This is a genomic window from Gymnodinialimonas sp. 57CJ19 (assembly GCF_038396845.1).
Taxonomy (GTDB): domain Bacteria; phylum Pseudomonadota; class Alphaproteobacteria; order Rhodobacterales; family Rhodobacteraceae; genus Gymnodinialimonas.
Genome location: NZ_CP151587.1, coordinates 390,533 through 409,130 on the forward strand (window position 1 = coordinate 390,533; position 18,598 = coordinate 409,130).

The 18,598-nt window shown below is 63.8% G+C and carries 17 protein-coding genes; 9 read left to right on the forward strand and 8 right to left on the reverse strand.

Annotation, left to right across the window (positions count from 1 at the left end):
* Positions 1 to 9: 9 nt before the first annotated feature.
* From AADW23_RS01935 to AADW23_RS01950, 4 genes are all read right to left on the reverse strand, one after another.
* The gene (locus tag AADW23_RS01935; RefSeq protein WP_341862846.1) at positions 10 to 3,405 is read right to left on the reverse strand and encodes an efflux RND transporter permease subunit; all 3,396 of its coding nucleotides are present in this window, start codon (positions 3,403 to 3,405) and stop codon (positions 10 to 12) included.
* Between the two features lies 1 nt (position 3,406).
* Positions 3,407 to 4,876: an HlyD family efflux transporter periplasmic adaptor subunit gene (locus AADW23_RS01940; RefSeq protein ID WP_341862847.1), complete on the reverse strand. Its 1,470-nt coding sequence runs from the start codon at positions 4,874 to 4,876 to the stop codon at positions 3,407 to 3,409.
* Positions 4,877 to 4,931: 55 nt separating this feature from the next.
* The gene (moaB, locus tag AADW23_RS01945; RefSeq protein WP_341862848.1) at positions 4,932 to 5,474 is read right to left on the reverse strand and encodes a molybdenum cofactor biosynthesis protein B; all 543 of its coding nucleotides are present in this window, start codon (positions 5,472 to 5,474) and stop codon (positions 4,932 to 4,934) included.
* Between the two features lie 79 nt (positions 5,475 to 5,553).
* A complete protein-coding gene (locus tag AADW23_RS01950) occupies positions 5,554 to 6,348 on the reverse strand; it encodes a uracil-DNA glycosylase (protein WP_341862849.1) in 795 nt (264 codons plus the stop codon).
* A gap of 436 nt (positions 6,349 to 6,784) precedes the next feature.
* On the opposite strand from AADW23_RS01950, the gene AADW23_RS01955 reads away from it, so the two are divergent.
* From AADW23_RS01955 to AADW23_RS01985, 7 genes are all read left to right on the forward strand, one after another.
* Positions 6,785 to 7,243 carry a hypothetical protein gene (locus AADW23_RS01955; protein ID WP_341862850.1) on the forward strand — a complete coding sequence of 153 codons (459 nt, stop codon included), beginning with the start codon at positions 6,785 to 6,787 and terminating at the stop codon, positions 7,241 to 7,243.
* Between the two features lie 57 nt (positions 7,244 to 7,300).
* On the forward strand, positions 7,301 to 8,245 hold the full coding sequence (locus tag AADW23_RS01960) for an aspartate carbamoyltransferase catalytic subunit (RefSeq protein WP_341862851.1): 945 nt from the start codon (positions 7,301 to 7,303) through the stop codon (positions 8,243 to 8,245).
* Positions 8,242 to 8,748, forward strand: coding sequence for a hypothetical protein (locus AADW23_RS01965; RefSeq protein ID WP_341862852.1), 507 nt, complete (start codon positions 8,242 to 8,244; stop codon positions 8,746 to 8,748). Before AADW23_RS01960 ends, AADW23_RS01965 begins: the two co-directional genes overlap by 4 nt.
* Before the next feature lie 58 nt (positions 8,749 to 8,806).
* Positions 8,807 to 10,075: a dihydroorotase gene (pyrC, locus tag AADW23_RS01970; RefSeq protein WP_341862853.1), complete on the forward strand. Its 1,269-nt coding sequence runs from the start codon at positions 8,807 to 8,809 to the stop codon at positions 10,073 to 10,075.
* The gene (plsY, locus tag AADW23_RS01975) at positions 10,075 to 10,683 is read left to right on the forward strand and encodes a glycerol-3-phosphate 1-O-acyltransferase PlsY (RefSeq protein WP_341864259.1); all 609 of its coding nucleotides are present in this window, start codon (positions 10,075 to 10,077) and stop codon (positions 10,681 to 10,683) included. The genes pyrC and plsY overlap by 1 nt, the downstream gene beginning before the upstream one ends.
* 152 nt (positions 10,684 to 10,835) lie before the next feature.
* The gene (locus AADW23_RS01980; RefSeq protein ID WP_341862854.1) at positions 10,836 to 11,201 is read left to right on the forward strand and encodes a DUF805 domain-containing protein; all 366 of its coding nucleotides are present in this window, start codon (positions 10,836 to 10,838) and stop codon (positions 11,199 to 11,201) included.
* A 160-nt stretch (positions 11,202 to 11,361) separates the two neighbouring features.
* The gene (locus tag AADW23_RS01985; protein ID WP_341862855.1) at positions 11,362 to 11,943 is read left to right on the forward strand and encodes a DUF805 domain-containing protein; all 582 of its coding nucleotides are present in this window, start codon (positions 11,362 to 11,364) and stop codon (positions 11,941 to 11,943) included.
* 110 nt (positions 11,944 to 12,053) lie between these two features.
* Here the strand turns inward: AADW23_RS01985 and AADW23_RS01990 are convergent, their stop codons facing one another.
* The 4 genes from AADW23_RS01990 to AADW23_RS02005 all read right to left on the reverse strand — a co-directional run bounded on the left by AADW23_RS01990 (position 12,054) and on the right by AADW23_RS02005 (position 15,547).
* Complete coding sequence (locus AADW23_RS01990; RefSeq protein WP_341862856.1) at positions 12,054 to 13,424, reverse strand: glutamate--cysteine ligase; 1,371 nt, start codon at positions 13,422 to 13,424, stop codon at positions 12,054 to 12,056.
* A 70-nt stretch (positions 13,425 to 13,494) separates the two neighbouring features.
* On the reverse strand, positions 13,495 to 14,019 hold the full coding sequence (locus AADW23_RS01995) for a hypothetical protein (protein WP_341862857.1): 525 nt from the start codon (positions 14,017 to 14,019) through the stop codon (positions 13,495 to 13,497).
* Positions 14,016 to 14,807, reverse strand: a complete 792-nt coding sequence (locus AADW23_RS02000; RefSeq protein ID WP_341862858.1) for a hypothetical protein — start codon at positions 14,805 to 14,807, stop codon at positions 14,016 to 14,018. Before AADW23_RS02000 ends, AADW23_RS01995 begins: the two co-directional genes overlap by 4 nt.
* Positions 14,804 to 15,547, reverse strand: a complete 744-nt coding sequence (locus tag AADW23_RS02005; RefSeq protein WP_341862859.1) for a 16S rRNA (uracil(1498)-N(3))-methyltransferase — start codon at positions 15,545 to 15,547, stop codon at positions 14,804 to 14,806. Before AADW23_RS02005 ends, AADW23_RS02000 begins: the two co-directional genes overlap by 4 nt.
* A 12-nt stretch (positions 15,548 to 15,559) precedes the next feature.
* On the opposite strand from AADW23_RS02005, the gene ubiA reads away from it, so the two are divergent.
* A complete protein-coding gene (ubiA, locus tag AADW23_RS02010) occupies positions 15,560 to 16,543 on the forward strand; it encodes a 4-hydroxybenzoate octaprenyltransferase (protein ID WP_341862860.1) in 984 nt (327 codons plus the stop codon).
* Positions 16,544 to 16,618: 75 nt separating this feature from the next.
* Positions 16,619 to 18,589, forward strand: coding sequence for an OmpA family protein (locus AADW23_RS02015; RefSeq protein WP_341862861.1), 1,971 nt, complete (start codon positions 16,619 to 16,621; stop codon positions 18,587 to 18,589).
* Positions 18,590 to 18,598: the final 9 nt, after the last annotated feature.

Here is an 18,598-nt window from a genome sequence, read left to right on the forward strand (position 1 = left end):
ATGAAGGGGCTAGGCCGATGCGGCGCGTTTGCGCGGCTTGTGCAGGGTTGTGGCGATCAGGCTGAGGATGAGCCCGAGGCCACAGAGCACGGCGGTTGTGAGGATGAACACGACGAAGGCCATGGGGGCCGAGGAGGCATAGGGGGCAAGCGGGCGCCACATGGCGCCTTGGACGATATACGCCCCAAGGGTGGCCGAGAAGATCGCCGCAGTTGCCAGTGTGAGGGCGCCGAATGCGAAGGTTGTGGCAGGGCTATGGGCACGCGCGTGCAGCGCCCGGCGGAAGCCGCGCATCTGCTGGCCGACGTCTTGTCCGATGGCCAGCAGCGCTGGCACCACCAGGAGCACGATCACCATGCCGAAGCCTAAGCCATAGACCAAGGTAATCACCGTAGGTTTGAGAAATTGCGCGTCTTGGGAGGTTTCCCAAAGCAGCGGCGTCAGGCCCAGGACGGTTGTCAGTGTCGTCAGGAGAACCGGGCGCAGGCGGTCGCAGGCGCCATCCACGATGGCCGGAAACAGGCCGCGTTTTTCGGCGTATTCATCGACGGTGGTGACCAGAACGATGGAATCATTGATGATGATCCCCGTCATCCCGATCAGGCCCACGACCGTGAACATGCTTAGCGGCACATCCCAAGCCACATGCCCGAAGATTGTACCCACCAGCCCGAAGGGGATGATTGACATCACCACCAAGGGCCGCGCCCAAGAGGCGAAGATCCAGGCCAGCACCAGATAGATGCCGATGAGGCACAGGATGAACCCTGTCATGGCATCGGTGAGGAAGGCGTTTTCATCCTCGGCCAAACCGGAAAGCCGGGTGGAGACGCCGAAGGATTCCTCGATCTGGGGGATGATGACCTCACGCAGTTCGGTCATCACGGCTTCGGCGCGGGCGGGGTCATCCTCGGACAGGTCGCCCATAACCGAGATCAGCCGCACGCCGTTTTCACGCTGAATTGTGGAAAACCCCTGACGGGTGGCCACGGTGACAATATCGGCGAGGGGCACATACTGGCCGCTGTCCGAGCGCAGCAGCGTCCGGTCAAGGAAATCTGCGGTCAGCTCGCCGTCGGGCAGTTCAACGCGGATCGATGCGGTGCGGGGGCCATCGGGGTAAGTCGCGGCCTCGACCCCGCCCAGGCGGTTGCGAAGGGTGCGGCCGAGGGTTGCGATCTGGAAACCCAGCGCTTCGCCCTGTGGGGTGAGTTCCAGCAGCAGCTCTTCTCGGTCGTAAGCCATCGAATCCTCTAGCCCCGAGACCTCCGCAAACACCGCCAAGGCGCTTTGCAGGGCTTGGGACGCGGATTTCAGCACATCGGTGGAAGCCCCGAAGACCTGCACGTCAATGGCATCGCCGCCGGGGCCGCCACGGCCACCGCGAAACGCCAGAGTTTCGGTCAAGGGCAGTTGCCGCACCTCGTCCTGCATTGCGCTGGCGAAGGCGAAGCTGGAGTAGGGGCGCAGGTCGGCTGAGATCAGCTCGATCGACAGCGCGCCCAGAAGGTCGGTGCTCTTGTTCTCGGTCCCGCCCAATTGGCGGCCCGAATTGCCGCCGATTTCTGCCAGAACATAGGCCAGCGGGTTCACCCCATGCTCGGCCTCAAACGCGGCACCGACGGCTTCGGCGGCGCGTTGCATCTCTAGCATCTGCTGAAGGCTGTCTTCGCGGCTTGCGCCGTCGACCATGGCAAAATTCGCCGTGACGCTGCCAGTTTCCGGCGCGCTGAAGAAGCGGAAGATCACATCGCCCCGGATGAATTGCGCCGTTTGGGTGGACAAGAGCACGATCACCCCGGCGATAACCGGATACCTGGCCCAGACAACGAAACGCATCAGCGGGCGAAAGATGACCCGCTTCATCCAATCGAAGCCTGTATTCACCACGCGCGAGGGCAGATCGTACCAGTGCGATTGCGCGGAATGAGCCAAGGCATGGGACATGTGGTTGGGCAGGATCAGGAAGCATTCCACAAGGCTCGCCAAGAGCACCACGATCACGGTGAAGGGAATGTCCGAGATCAGATCACCAAACCGGCCCCCGACGGCCACGAGGCCCGTGAAGGCAAGGACAGTGGTGAGCGTGGCCGAGAACACCGGCGCAGCCATGCGGCGGGCGGCGTTTTCGGCGGCCACGACCGGAGGCTCCCCCAGGTGCCGGGCACGGTAGTCGGCATGTTCGCCCACAACGATGGCGTCATCCACCACGATGCCGAGGGTGATAATCAGCGCAAACAGCGAGATCATGTTGATGGTGATGCCCGCGATGAACATCAGCGCAATGGCGGCTGTCATGGCGACGGGGATGCCCATGGCCACCCAAAACGCGGTGCGTGCGTTCAGGAACAGGAACAGCAGCGCGATCACAAGGCCAAGCCCCATGAGCGCGTTATCGAGAAGGATGTTCAGGCGGCCAGAGATCGCTTCGGCCCGCGTGTTGATCAGGTCGATCTGGGTGCCGGTGGGCAGGGTTGCCTCCAGCGCGGCGGCGACGCGTTCCACATCGGCCTGAATGGCCAAGGCGTCGCCCGCCTCGGATCGGTTGACGCGGATCACGATGGCGGGGTCTTCGCCGACGAAATAGGCGCGGTCCCTGTCGATGCCGTTGACCTGGATCACGGCCACATCTGCGATGGTCAACACAGAGCCATCATCGTTGGTGCGCAGGGTCAGCGCGGCGATCTGCTCGGCGCTGCGCGATTCGCTCCCGGTGCGGACCCGCGCGTTGGCAGCGTCCACGTCGCCCGCGGGCGCGGTATCGGCGGCATCGGCAATGACGCTGGCAATCTCGGCCATCGACACGTCGTAGCGGATCAGATTGGCCGAGGGCACAACCACCAAGGTTTCGGGGGCGGCGACGCCGCGGATCGTCGTGTTGGTCACGCCCGCCTCGAACAGGCGGGTCACGAATTCATCGGCAAAGCGCCCGAGTTGCTCGGTGGCCACGGGGCCGGTGATGACAACGTCGGTGACCCGGTCAAACCAATTGCCGCGCCTGATCGAGCCCTCGTCGGCATCGTCGGGAAGGTCTGTAACTGCATCGAGGGCTTGCTGCACCTCATCGGCGGCACGCGACATGTCCCAGCCGGGGTCGAACTCCAAGGTGATCGTTGCGCGTCCTTCGCGGGACGAGGCAGAGGTTCCCGCGACGCCCGGCACCAGAAGCAAGGCCGGTTCCAGCACCGCGACAATGGCGGTGTCTACATCTTCGGCCCCGGCCCCGTCCCATGTGGTGACGATGGTGATGTCGTCCGAGACCACATCGGGGAAGAACTGCGCCCGCATCTGGGGGAGCGCGGCAAGGCCCGCGACGACCATCATCACCAAGACAAGGTTTGCCGCCGTTCTGTGCCGGGTGAAGTAGCTTAGGATGCCGCCGGCCGAAGGGGGAAGATTGCGCATGTCAGCTGCCCATCCGCGCTTCGAGGCGGTTGACCATGCGGGTTGGCACCTCTTCCTCGGCCAGTTGGCGCAGCATCCGTTCGCGGACATCAGCGGGGATGAAACCGTTGCCCTCTACAAAGGCAATCAGACGGGCGCGGCGGTCAGGATCGAGGGCGATGGTATCGGGCACTTCGGCGGCGTCTGGGGCATCGGGGCGGATCGGGTTCACGCGGATGCCCGCCCCCAGAACCGGTGTACGCGCCAGCACCACATCGCGGCCTTGCAACGGGCCTGCGCCCTGTTCACCGCGAATAAGGACCGTGTCGCCCTGGCGGCTCATCAGAGAGACATCGACCGCCTCAAGCACATTGTTTTCCCCCAAAAGCAGGATTTGCCCATCGGACCCGAGGGCCGCCGCGGGCAGGCGTGCCACGCGGGGCAAGGTCGGCTCGTCTACTTCTACGCGCACGAAATCCCCCACGCGCAGGCCCCGTGGCGTCTCAAGGCGGGCGAACAGCAGGCGACCTGATTGCCCTTCCTCTACCGCGCCGCTTTCGCGGGTCAGCGTGGCACTGGCCTGCACATCCAGACCAAAGACATCCAAAATCACGCGCACCGGGCGTTGGGTCAACGCGCCTTCCTCATTCAGAAGGCGGATGTATTGCGCGGTCGAGATCCTGAAAGCGACCTCTAGCGCATCAGCGTCTATCAAGGCGGCAAGGCGTTCGTTGCGGTTTACCAAGCGGCCTGCGGCGGCGTCCACTTCGGTCAACACGCCGCTGAATTCTGCCCGCAACTCCGTTTGCGCCAAGCGCCGCTCGGCCTCGGCTAAGGCGATCCGACGGCGGTCCAGCGCTGTATCAGCGTTATCGACCCGCGCCTCTGCCACCGCCAAGGCGCGGCGTTGCGACAGGATTTGCTGACGCGCCGTGGCATCGGCCAGTTCCGCCGTTTCCACCGCCGCGGCAGAGCCTACGCCGCGCTCCAGCAAATCGCTGGCCCGGATCAAGGCGCGGCTGCGAATTTCGGCCTGCATCCGCGCGGCGGCGACCTCTTCCTCGGCCAGTTCCAAGGCGCGGGTCGCTTCCGCCAGTTCATTCTCGGCATCGCGCAGATCGGTGGCTGCCGTGTCGCGGGCGGATTGCGCTTCTGCCGGATCAATCCGCAACAAAAGCTGCCCTGCGGTGACGGCGCCGCCGTCTTCAAACCCCTCGGCCAACTCGATCACTGTGCCTTCAGCGGGCGCGCGAAGCTCCAGTGTGCGCCGCGATCTGATTTCACCAAAGGCTGTCAGGATCGGGGTTTCCTCCCCAAACTCCAAGGGGGCCACCTCTGCCGCAAAAACCCGTTCGCGCGTCGGAGGCGGGCGCCCCTCATCCGCCCAGCGGGCCTGCAACGCGCCGTAGGTAATGCTGCCTGCCAAAGCGAAAAGGCCCACCGTGCAAGCCGTCAGGAAAAGACCGATCAAAGCACGAGTGAGAAACCGCATTTAGTATCCTTGAGTTCAGAAGACTGCCGCAACCCACAACCCAAAGGGGGCCGCTTCACTTGCGCCGCTTGTGTTCATCCAGTCTTGGCATAATCTCTACAAAGTTGCAGGGACGGTGCCGATAGTCGAGTTGCTTCACGAGAATTTCATCCCAAGCATCCGCGCAAGCCCCCCGGCTTCCCGGCAATGCGAACAGGTAGGTGCCGTTCGACACGCCCCCCGTGGCCCGTGATTGCACCGCCGATGTGCCGATTTTTGCCATGGAGACATGGGTGAACACGGTGCCAAAGGCCTCTATCTCCTTTTCGTAGATATCCCGGTGCGCCTCAACGGTCACATCGCGCCCGGTCAATCCAGTGCCGCCGGTGGTCAGGATCACGTCAATCCCGGGGTCCGCGCACCATTCGCGCAACTGCTCGGCAATTGCGGCGCGGTCGTCGCGCAGCATCTGGCGGGCGGCCAAGCGGTGGCCCGCCTCCGTCAGCCGTTGCTCCAGCAAATCGCCCGAGGTGTCCTCGGCCAGAGTGCGCGTATCGCTAACGGCCAGAACAGCAATGCGGCAGGCGATGAAATCACGGGAAAGATCAAGGTTTGACATCAGAGGTCCACGGTCAGTTAGGGGCAGGAACGGTCACCTGCGAGGAGGCCTGGCATAGGCCGAGGAGGGCGCGCTGCCCTCACGCCAGCCGCGCTTTGATCGCCAGCAGATCGGCCCATGCCTCTCGTTTGGCGGCGGGGTTGCGTAGCAAAAATCCGGGCCGATACATCGGCAGAGCTGGCGTTCCTGCGACCTCTCCCCAATTTCCGCGCATCCGCGACACGCCGCGCCGTCCCAACAGCCCCGCGCAGGCATCATTGCCCATCACCACAAGGACATCGGGCGCGATCAGGGCGATGTGGCGCTGCATGAATGGGGCCATCATCGCCAGCTCTTCGGGCGCGAGCTCTCGGTTCTGGGGTGGGCGCCACGGCAGAATGTTGGCGACGTACACGCCCTCTGCCCCTTCCTTCGCACGGTCCAGACCGATGGCCGCGAACATCTTGTCAAACAGCGCACCCTCCGCGCCGACAAAGGGCTTGCCTTGCGTATCTTCATCACGGGTTGGGGCCTCTCCCACCACCATCACGCGGGCCGAGGGGGCCCCTTCCCCAAACACAAGGTTGCGTGCACCGCGCCTCAGCTGGCAGTGCTCGAACCCAGCCATGGCCGTTTTCAACGCCTCCAAGGTGCCAGCGGCTTCCGCCATCTGTCGGGCAATGGCCACGGCATCGACCTTGGGCGCGGCCTGCCTTGCGGGCGCGGCAGGCGTCGGGGCGCCGGCGGGGGCTTTGCGGCCCTCGGGCTTGGGCATGGCGACGGGGGTGGGCAGATCGAAGCGGTCGAGCGGATCATCCAGCATCGCTTCATCCGCGCCCAATTCCACCTGCCACTCCAACGCGGCAAGCGTATCCCAATAGCCCCAGCTGTCCATGTTATGCGCATCCAACATGGTGCCTAGGTTATTCGGGATTGGAAGCGGCGGAAAGGGGGCGCATACCTCAGCCATGCGCATCTTGACCGTAACCGCCCGTTACGGTGGCACCCCTGATGCCGAAGACACGGGTGGCCTGCACGCGCATTGATCCAATCCCCCGCATTTGCGAGTTGACCACGGTGCAAGCACCTGACGCGTCGGAACCTGATACACGACCCACATTATCCGACAGCGGCGCATGTCCTGGACCAACCGGATCGCGCATTCCCGCCCGCCGCCGGGTGTGCGATGGCTCTATCGTCGTGAAAACGCTCTGACAGCGCTGCGATCCTATCGTTTTGGGTAGGCCGGATCGGCAACGCCCCGGCTCCAATGGCCCGGCTTGCGCTGCGCCTTCTTGCCAGCGCCGCCAACGCTCTGCCAAGCACGGCCCATGAAAACTGCCCGCATCCTTACCGTCTCCGCCTTTTACCCTCGCACAGCGGATCAGGTGTTTTCAGAAGCCATCAACATTCCGGGCATGGTCGCGGCGACCCGCGGCCTAGCCACCTACCAAGGCCTGCCAGATGGCGCTTTTGAGGCGGATGAGAGCTATCAAACCTACGTCACGGTCTGGGGCTGGATGCATAACCCGCAATACAAGATCCATGTGGAACGCCTCGACCCTGCGGAACGCCTGATGCAGTCGCGGGAACAGGGTCGGGCGATCCGCCAATGGGACCATACGCTTACCGTCACCCCGACCGAGGGCGGCGCGATTTGGGCCGATCGGATCGTCGTCGATAGCGGGCTGTTGACCGGCTACATGGTGCGCGTCGGCCGCCACCTGTACAAATACCGCCACCGGATGCGAAACGCGGACCAGATCACCGCCACAATCACCCGGCCCTAATACTTGCCGCCTCGCCCATGCCCCCCCTATAAGCGGGCAAACCAAAAGGGCGTACCGATGACATTCAACAAGCAACACCTTCTGGGCATTGAAGAGCTGTCGCAGCTGGAAATCACGACATTGCTTGATCGTGCCGACCTCCACGCCGAGGCCGAGCGGGGCGCACGCGACCATGGCGCGCCGCTCAAGGGGCTTACCCAGATCAATATGTTCTTCGAGAACTCGACCCGCACCCAAGCCAGCTTCGAGATCGCCGGAAAGCGCCTTGGGGCCGACGTGATGAATATGGCCATGCAGACCAGCAGCGTGAAGAAGGGCGAAACGCTGATCGACACCGCCCTGACCCTGAACGCCATGCACCCGGATCTTCTGGTTGTGCGCCATCCGCATTCCGGCGCGGTGAAGCTGCTGGCCGACAAGGTGAACTGTGCCGTGCTGAACGCGGGCGATGGTCGCCACGAACACCCCACGCAGGCGCTTCTGGATGCGCTGACGATCCGCCGCGCCAAGGGCCGGCTACATCGCCTGAACATCGCCATTTGTGGCGACATCGCCCATAGCCGGGTGGCCCGGTCCAACATCATGCTTCTGGGCAAGATGGAAAACCGCATCCGACTGATTGGCCCGCCGACCCTGATGCCATCGGGGGTGCGTGATTGGGGGGTAGAGGTCTATGACGATATGGAAACCGGCCTTGCAGGCTGCGATGTGGTGATGATGCTTCGCCTGCAAAAAGAGCGGATGGACGGCGCGTTTATCCCGTCAGAGCGGGAATACTACCACCGCTTCGGCCTCGACGCCGCCAAGCTGAGCGTAGCCAAGGATGACGCCATCATCATGCACCCCGGCCCGATGAACCGGGGCGTCGAGATTGACGGACTCCTGGCCGATGACATCAACCGCTCCGTGATTCAGGAGCAGGTCGAAATGGGAGTTGCCGTACGTATGGCTGCAATGGAAATCCTCGCTGAAAACCTTCGCGAACGGAGGGCGGCGGCATGAGCATGCTTCACATCTTCGCCCTGAACGAACCGATCTCGGTTACTCACACGCATCTCACGCGGCAGAAGGGGGAGGTGGCGGTTCTGCCGCCCTTGGCCGAATGGCTTGGGGTCGAGGCCATCGACACCGATGAGATCGAGCTTTTTGCCGTCAACGACCTGAGCGACATGGGGTTGAGCGATTACATCACCCTCGCCTTCGCCCCCGAAACCGCCATTCCCGCCTCTACGGTGACGCGCCTTGATGCCCTGGAGGGGGCCGTTTTGCTGGCCCCCGACAAGGCGCTATCCGCGCCTGCGACGCCCGGCCCGAAAGCCACGTTGATTGCCAGCCTCGCCTTGGCGCAGGCCGATCACGGGGCGGATTTACCGAAAGCAAAAGTCGCGCCGCTGCCATCTTCAGCGCCCCCGGCCCGCCACGAGGTGGGGCCGCCTCTTGCGCTTTATGCGTTGATCGCGATGGCCATACTGGCGGCGCTCATTTTCTTCGTGGGGTGGTCCTGATGGGCACTCATGCACACTTCCTGGCACACTCTCTGGCACAGCACGGTAGGCACGTCTCATGACCAATGCGCTTTTTCACAACGCCCGGTTGATTGACCCCGAGGCGGGGACAGAAAAGCTCGGTTGGGTGCGGATCGAAGACGGCTTGATTGCCGAAATCGGTGAGGGTGCGCGTTCGGGAGGCGTTGATTGCGGCGGGCTCTGCCTTGCGCCCGGCATCGTGGATGTTGGCGTGAAAGTGGGCGAACCCGGCGAACGCCACAAGGAAAGTTTCCGCACCGCAGGCCTTGCCGCCGCCGCCGGGGGCGTGACCACCATGGTGACCCGCCCAGATACCACCACCGCGATTGATACCCCCGAAGTGCTGGATTTCGTCACCCGCCGGGGCCGCGACCATTCTGCCGTGCGCGTCGCCCCCATGGCCGCGCTGACCCGAGGCCGCGAGGGCCGCGAAATGGTCGAGATCGGCTTTCTGCGCGATGCCGGTGCGGTGGCCTTTACCGATGGCGATGCGGTGACCGAGAACACCAAGGTGCTCAGCCGCTGCATGACCTATGCGCGGTCCCTTGGCGCTCTGATTGTGGGCCACCCGCAGGAGCCGATGCTCAGCGACGGGGCGGCTGTGACCTCGGGCAAGTTCGCCTCACTGCGGGGGTTGCCGGCGGTGTCGCCCATGGCCGAACGCATGGGGCTGGAACGGGACCTTGCACTGGTTGAGATGACAGGCGTGGCCTATCATGCGGATCAGATCTCGACCGCTGCCGCCCTGCCCGCCCTGTCTCGCGCCAAGGCCGCGCTGGACGTGACGGCGGGCGTGTCGATCCACCACCTGACGCTGAATGAATTCGACGTGGCCGATTACCGGACGTTCTTCAAGCTAAAGCCGCCTTTGCGCTCCGAGGATGATCGCCAGGCGATGGTGGAGGCCGTGCGCGACGGCACGATTGATATCATCTGCTCCATGCACACGCCCCAGGACGAAGAAAGCAAACGCCTGCCGTTTGAGGTCGCGGCCTCGGGCGCGGTGGGGTTGGAAACGCTTTTGCCCGCCGCCATGCGGCTGGTGCATTCGGGGCAATTGACCCTGCCAGAGCTGTTCCGCGCCTTGTCCTTCAACCCCGCACGGCGGTTTGGGCAACCCTCGGGCCGGATGGCGGCGGGGGCGCCTGCGGATTTGGTGCTGTTTGATCCCGACATGCCGTTCCAACTGGACCGGACGACGTTGCACTCAAAATCCAAGAACACGCCGTTTGATGCGGCGCGGATGCAAGGCCGGGTGCTGCGCACCCTTGTGGGCGGTGAAACTGTGTTTGAGGCAAGCCTATGATTCCGATGATCGAAACCGCGCTGCCCCTCCTCGGGCTTACAGCCCTCCTCGCATATGTCTTGGGATCGGTGCCGTTCGGCATTGTGATGGCGCGACTTTTTGGGTTGGGAGATCTGCGCAGTGTCGGTTCGGGTAACATTGGCGCAACGAACGTCTTGCGCACCGGCAATAAGCTCGCGGCGTTTCTGACCTTGGTTCTGGACGCCGGGAAGGGCGCGATTGCGGTATTGGTTGCACGGTTCCTCGTCGGGGAAGATGCGGCGCAACTCGCTGGTTTCGCCGCATTTCTGGGCCATTGCTTCCCTATTTTCCTGGGCTTCAAGGGCGGCAAAGGGGTGGCGACGTTCTTGGGCACGTTGCTGGCCTTGGCCTGGCCCATCGGGGCGGCCGCATGTGCCGCTTGGGCCGTGACCGCTGGCCTGTTCCGCATCTCGTCGCTTGCGGCGCTGGTGGCGGCAGCGCTGAGCCCGCTGGCCGCGTGGGCCTTGGGCTTCCCGACGGCGATCTTGTTCTGCATCGCCTTGGCAGTGCTGATCTTCATTCGGCACCACGCCAACATCGCGCGTCTTGCGACGGGGCAAGAACCGCGTATTGGCAAGAAAACCTGAGACTTACGGGTTTCCTTACCGTAGGGTTAATTTCGTTGATTTTACGGACCCCTCACGCGATTGTGTGAATGAACGATGGCCACAATGCGTCTTTTGCGCCCCAAACGCGCCTTCGTCACAAAGATAAGTTCGGACCCTGAAAGGACACCCCTATGGATTTCATGACTGCTGTTAAGCACGTCTTAGCTAACTACGCCAACTTCTCGGGCCGCGCTCGGCGCTCGGAGTTCTGGTGGTGGGCATTGTTCGCCATGATCGTCAGCGTTGTGGCGCAGATCGTGGACGGCGCAATTGGCATGCCGATCCTCTACATCATCACGACCCTCGGCCTGCTGATCCCCAACATCGCCGTCGCCGTGCGCCGGATGCACGACATCGGAAAATCCGGCTGGTGGATCCTGATCGTGCTGATCCCTCTCGTCGGCATCATCCTTTACATCTACTGGTTCGTACAGCGTGGTACGGTTGGCCCGAACGATTACGGCCCAGACCCTTACGACACACCTGTGGCCGTATAATCCACAGCCCTTTTGCCAGAACAAACGGCCCGCCCATCCCGGCGGGCCGTTTTGCGTTCGAGGTCATGCCCCAAAGATTGTCCCGCGTTTGCCGCATCCTTGGCACATTTCGCCGTCATGACGGGGTGCTAAGGCACATAAGTACCAAGGGACGATGGGTATGGGTTTCGCAAAGGCAATTATTCATTGCTACGGCAACATGTTGCACTTCTCTGGGCGCGCGCGGCGGTCAGAGTTCTGGTGGTTCATGCTGTGGACGATTATCGCAGGCATGGCCGCAGGCGCAGCTATTGGGTATTACGCCATCAACAGCCCGGAACTGGCTTACCAGATGCAACAGGCTCAACGCTACGGGACCGCAAACCCGGCGTTTGTGGAGCAATACCGATACTATGCGGGCTATTACGCGGCTGCGAACCTGATTTTGTTTTGGCTTCCTGGCCTTGCCGTGACGATCCGCAGGTTGCATGACACGGACCGGTCCGGCGCGTGGTATTTTATCCAGCTTATCCCGATTATTGGCGCGATCTGGTTTTTCGTTCTGATGTGCCTGCCCGGCACCTACGGCAACAACCGCTTTGGCGGCGACAGCGCCCCGGATCGCAAGCGCCCGGTTCCGTCGCATCCGGCCTTTGCCGGCGCGCTGGAGGGGGAGGCGCGAGAGCAGGCCGAGGTGGCCCGCCGAGCGGAAGCACAGGAATATTATCGGCGCCATGTTCTCCCCTCGATCCAGAAGGCGTAAGCTTGGGGAGGGCGTGAGGCATCGCGCCCCCTCAGCGGTTGGATGAGGGGGAGGTTGAGGACCCTCCGGGGGGAGTTGTATCTGCCAAGATGAAGGGAGGAGCGGCGCGTCTAGTAGGAGTACTCGCCATAGATGCGCGACAGGTCGCCTGCCCATTCGCCTTTGTATTTCTCCAACAGCTCATCGGCTGGCACCTGGCCGGTTTCCACCGAGTCCTTGAGCGCGTTGAGGAAGTGCGTTTCATCGGGAACAAGGCCACCGGCGCCGGGCATGGCACGGGCTTTGAGGCCTGCTTCTGAAATGGCGAGGGCTTCACGGGCGAGATCATGCAGTTTGTAGCCGCCCGCGGAGCCTTGAAGAGCGCCAACGGAGGCTTGGACACGCATTTCGTCACGGGTTTCGGCGTCGAAGCCTTTACAGAGGTCCCAAGCGGCATCGAGTGCCGTTTGATCGTACATCAGGCCCACCCAGAAAGCGGGCAGCGCACAGAGCCGGCGCCAGGGGCCGCCATCGGCGCCGCGCATTTCGATAAATTTCTTCAGGCGCGCTTCCGGGAACAGTGTTGTCAGGTGGTCGGCCCAATCGCTGAGGGTGGGTTTTTCGCCCGGTAGCGCGGGAAGTTCGCCTTTGAGGAAATCCCGGAAGGATTGTCCGAGGGCGTCCACGTATTGGCCATCGCGGTAGACGAAATACATCGGCACATCGAGGGCATATTCCACCCAAGCCTCGAACCCGAAGCCCTCATCGAAGATGAAGGGTACGGTGCCGGTGCGGTCAGCATCAAGGTCGCGCCACACGCGAGAACGCCAGGATTTGTGGCCGTTGGGGTTACCATCGAGGAAGGGCGAGTTGGCGAAAAGCGCCGTTGCAACGGGCTGCAGGGCCACGGCCACGCGCATTTTCTGGATCATGTCGGCCTCGGACCCGAAGTCGAGGTTCACCTGGACGGTGCAGGTTCGGCGCATCATGGTCCGGCCCATGGCGCCGACTTTCTGCATGTAGGCGTCCATCAGTTTGTAGCGGCCCTTGGGCATCAGCGGCATGTCTTCGTGCCGCCAGATCGGGGCCGCGCCCAGGCCGATGAAATCGACGCCAATGATATCCGCCACCTCACGTACCTGGCGCAGGTGGTCGTTTACCTCGTCACAGGTTTGGTGGACATTTTCGAGCGGCGCCCCGGAAAGCTCCAACTGACCACCGGGCTCCAGAGAGATATTCGCGCCGTCTTTTTCCAGCCCGATGATATTGCCGCCCTCGATCACCGGGGACCAGTTGAAGCGGTCGCGCAGCCCTTCCAGGACCGCTTTGACCGACCGTTCGCCATCGTAGGGGATCGGGTTCTGGGTGTCGCGGCAGTAGCCAAACTTCTCATGCTCGGTCCCGATGCGCCAATCAGCTTTGGGTTTGCAGCCGTCGGCCAGATACTCAGCCAGCTGGCTGTAATGCTCGATGGGGCCGCCGCCGGATTGGGGGATGGACATGGGACGTGTCTCCTGAAGGTGTACCCGCTGAAGGGCCGCTAGGGTGGGCTAAAGAGGTCGCCCGTAGCGTCTACGGTGTCAAGGCCAGCGGGCGGTCACGAACCCATAACCTTTGCGACCCTGACGTGCGATTTTGCACCGACGCAATCAGTCGGTCGATGTTGAGACCGGGCAGCGCCGCGAAGGCATCGAACAGCGCGTCGGCCCCCGAGGCATCCACCGGGATCACCAGCAGTTGCGACGCATCGGCCAGCACCCAAGCGCTTTTGCCATCCCGGTCGCGGCGCAGGGACAGGATCCTGAGGTCATCCAACGCCATGGCGCCGCCGGTCTCTGGCCCCATGAACAGGATGCGCCCTTCGTCGATTTGCACCACCCCCGGCCCGTTACCTCCGGTGATGAACCGCGCGCGGCGCACGGCGGGGACCATGGCCACAGCGCCAAGGCCGATCAGGACGTAGCCGAAGCCGGTGATGATCATGCCGCCGGGTTTCGCCGCGATCCAAAGGCCAAGGGCGATGATGGCAGCGGCCACCAGAACCTCGCGCCAGCGGGCGACGGCGGCGGTGGCTTCGGGGCGGAAAAAGCCACTCATGCGCGGATGCCTTCATAGGGGGCTTCCAGGGGCTCAAACGCCATGGCGTTGAAATCGTGGATCAATCGCGCCTCTCCGAGGCCATCCTTGGTCAGCGGCGCGTGCCAGATGGCCCCGGCCCGTGCCAATTGCAGCCCGCCTTTCCAAGGCTCGGCCCATTCCCAATCGGTGGCGACCTGCTGGCCTTGACGGATCAACGTATAGGCATTGGACAGCAGCCCCCGATTGCGGGCGCCAAGGGCATAGGTTTGGCGCAAGGTCCAGCCGCCGGGCACGGGCTTTTCCATCGTTTGCTGGTAGCCTGCGCCCCCCGCGTCGTGCCAGCCCCGCAAGGCCATACGCGCCGCGAAAAGCCCGCCCATGTGGACCCCGTCCGTGGCCGGTGGCAGTGCACCCGGCTTGGCGAGCCGCAACCGGTCCGGCAACGCGTCTGGCCCGTGGAACCCATTGAAGAACACGCCGCCGTCGGCGTCAAACGCGCCGCCGCCGTGCCACGTGTGATCGACCGGGTGGTAGCAGATCGCGCGCAGAAAGGGCGCACGGCTCAGGGCTGTCCACCAGCGCTGACCGTTGCCCGCGAAGTAGATCATGTGCCGACCATCGGGCGATAGGTCGGTGCGGTGTTCGTAGATGCGTCCCTTGAGCCATTGGCCCTTCTTGACCACGTCGGACGCCCGGTCCCACAGGAGCGAGGCCACATGGCGCGATGGTCCGCGCCGCAGCACCAACGCCAGCTTGCACCCAATGGCCGGGATCACATGCAGACGCGCGGCGGGCCGCGCGATCATCCCCAATCCCCCTGCGCCGCCTGCCAAAGCGTCAAGGCCGCAACGGCGGCGGTGTCGGCCCGCAAAATGCGCGGCCCCAGGGACATGGTATGTACGAAGGGCAGCGCCCGCAAACGCGCCCGTTCGGCATCGGAGAACCCGCCCTCGGGTCCGATCAAGATCGCCGCTGGCGCAGGCACCGCTGCGAGGAGGCCCCGCTCAGGGGCCGAGGAAGGATCGTCGGCCAAAGTCTCGTCGGCAAAGACAAGCATCCGCGAAGCATCCCACCCCTCCAGTAGCTTTTCCAACGGCTGGATCTCTGCCACCGGCGGCACAAACGTCCCGCCGCATTGCTCGGCCGCCTCCATCGCGTGGGCCTGCAACTTGTCCTGTCGCAGCCTTTCGGAATTGGTAAAATCCGTACGCACGGGCAGGATCCGCGCCGCGCCCAGTTCAGCGGCCTTTTCCACGATAAAATCCGTGCGCGCCTTCTTGATCGGCGCAAACAGCAGCCACACATCGGGTGGCATCATCTGTGGCGCGGTCTGCTCGGCGCAGACCAACACGCCGCCGCGTTTTCCCTTGGCCGCCACCTCGGCCCGCCATTCCCCGTCCTGGCCATTGAACAGCGCCACTTCCGCGCCGACGCCAAGGCGCATCACGTTGAACAGATAGTTGGCATGGTCCCGCGACACGGGAACGCTTTGCGCCTCCCCCAAGGGGTGATCTACATAGAGGCGGATTTTCGGGCGATTTTTCATGGGGTGGAACGTATGAGCGCGCAGGGCGATGGACAAGACACTCCGGCAGATGCTGACGTAAAAGTCGCTGACGCCGTGTCGGGTAACTGGGTCGACACCCTCGCCCCCGCGGCAACCCGTCCCTACTTGCGCCTGAGCCGCGCGGATCGCCCGATTGGCACTTGGCTGTTGCTGTTGCCTTGCTGGTGGGGGCTGATGTTGGCCATCGCGGCGGCCCCTGCGACAGCCACGAGCTTTGACGCCTGGATCTTCATCGGTTGCGGGCTTGGCGCGTTTCTGATGCGCGGCGCGGGCTGCACCTGGAACGACATCACCGACCGCCACCTTGACGGCTCGGTCGCGCGCACGGCGTCTCGGCCCATCCCTTCGGGGCAGGTCTCGGTAAAAGGGGCCTTGGCCTGGATGGTGGCCCAAGCCCTTGTGTCCCTGCTGATCCTTCTGACGTTCAACTGGACCGCCATCGCCCTTGGCGTGGCCTCTTGCGCGTTGGTCTGCATCTACCCTTTCGCCAAACGGTTCACCTGGTGGCCGCAGGTGTTTCTTGGCACCGCGTTCAACTGGGGCGCCTTGCTGGCTTGGGCCGCCCACACCGGAAGCCTGTCCGCCGCGCCTATCCTTCTCTACCTCGGGGGCATCAGCTGGACCCTGTTCTACGATACGATCTACGCCCACCAGGACCGCGAAGACGACGCCATGATTGGCATCAAATCCACCGCCCGACTATTTGGCGACAACACCCAGGCCTGGCTGCGCTTCTTCCTCGTTCTTACGGTCTGCCTTATCGGCCTGGGCGTGATCGTGGCGCTGCTGCCGTCCCAAAACGTCTTGGCCCTCGTCGTTGCCCTTGCGGGGGTTTGGGCCATGGGCTGGCACCTGTCTTGGCAATTGATCCACCTGAACATCCACGACGCCGACACCTGCCTGCGCCTGTTCCGCTCCAACCGGAATGCCGGCTTGATCCCTGTGCTGTTTTTCGCCTGTGCCGCACTCGTTTGATTGAAAGCCCTCGCAGGACGCGGTACTGCGATACAAGATTTAGGCCCCGAGCAGGGATTTCGCGTAGCTTCGCCCATGTCAAACAAAGACCGCATATCCGCACTGGTCGGCCCCGCCTCCTTCGCAGCAGCGGGCGGCCTGTCCGTTGTCACCGCGATATTCGCGGCCCTCACGATCGAACATCGCTCCACCGAGGACATCATCACCTCGCTGGAAGCCGATGGCATCCATTGGGTCGAGGTGTCGGCCAACGGCTTGCAAGTCTTCCTCGATGGCACCGCCCCGGACGAGGCCACGCGCTTCCGCGCCGAAACCCGCGCCAGCGCCATGGTCGATGCGGACCGGGTGATCAACCGCCTTGAGGTCGCCGCCTTCGAAGTGTCCGAGCCGCCCCGGTTTTCCCTCGATATGTTGCGCAATGGTGATGGCATCCAGTTGATCGGCCTGATCCCGGGCCCCGAAGGCGATGAAGCATTCGCCGTCGCCGAAGCGATTGCCGATATCGCGGGCTCTGCCGATGTGGTGAACATGGTCGAAACCGCCAGCCTCGCCGCGCCCGAGAACTGGGACGCCGCCCTCGCTTATGGCCTCCGCGCGCTCGAGGCGCTGCCGCGCTCCAAGGTGACGGTGCTTGCCGACCGGGTAGAGGTCGAGGCCGTGGCCGAAACCCGGGAACAGCGGGCCGAATTCGTCGCCCGCCTGCAACAGAACCAACCCTCCGGCGTCGAGGTCGTTCTCGATATCTCGGCCCCGCGCCCGGTCATCACCCCCTTCACCCTGCGCTTCGTGCGCGATGCCGGGGGCGCGCGCTTTGAAACCTGTACCGCCGACACCCCCGCGGCCCGCGATCAGATCGTTTCTGCCGGACGCACCGCCGGGGCCACCGGCACCGTGCCCTGCACCATCGGCCTTGGCGTGCCGTCCCCCTCTTGGGGCGATGCCGTCGCCACCTCCTTGGCGGCACTGACGGAACTGGGCAATGGCTCCGTCACCCTTTCCGATGCTGACGTGACCCTGATCGCCGCCCAGGGCACGGCTCAGGACCACTTCGACACCGTCGTGGGCGAGCTGGACGCAGACCTGCCAGCCGTGTTCTCCCTGCAAGCGATCCTGCCCGAGCCCGAGACATTGGCCAGCACCGGCCCCGCCCGTTTCACCGCCACCTATGACGCCGAACAAGGGGCGCGCCTTCGCGGCCGCTTGCCCGATGGCCGTATCGGCGAATCCGTTGAATCCTTCGCCACGGCCATTTTCGGCGCGGACCGGACTGATCTCGCCACCCGTGGCGTGCCAGACCTGCCGCAAGGTTGGTCCGTTCGGGTCATGGCGGGCCTCACCGCCCTGTCGGAGCTGGAAGACGGCATGCTCACGGTCGAGCCCGACGTTCTGCGCCTTTCCGGCCGCACCGGCGATGACGAGATGATCTCCCGCCTCACCCGGCAACTCTCCGAAGACCTTGGGCCCGGTGTGAACTTCCAGATGGATGTGCGCTACGACGAAACCCTCGACCCCATCGCCTCTCAGCCCACACCCGAGCAATGCGAAGCTCGCATTCGCGAAATCCAGGACGAGACCAAGATCACCTTCGACCCCGGCTCGACCGAGATCAACCGCGCCGCCGGCGCGGTTCTGGACCAGATTGCCGACGTCCTGCCCGATTGCCTCCACGTGAGCATGGAAATCGGCGGTCACACCGATGCGCAGGGCGGCGAGGATATGAACCTCAATCTTAGCCAAGCCCGTGCCGATGCGGTGCTCAACGGCCTCTTGGCGCGCGGCGTTCTGGTATCCAACCTGACGGCCCAAGGTTACGGCGAAAGCCAACCGATTGCCGATAACGATACCGAAGACGGGCGCGAACAAAACCGCCGTATCGACTTCCGCCTCTTGGCCAGCGCCGAGATTGTGGATGCCGCCGCCGACGCCGATGACCAACCCCGCACCCGTGGCGGCGTGCTGGCCGCAGGCGCCATTGCCGACTGGCCGTTCGATATCCGCCCCCTGCCGCGCCCCATCGCCCCCCCCGAGGCCTCCGATGCAAACTAGACAGAAAGC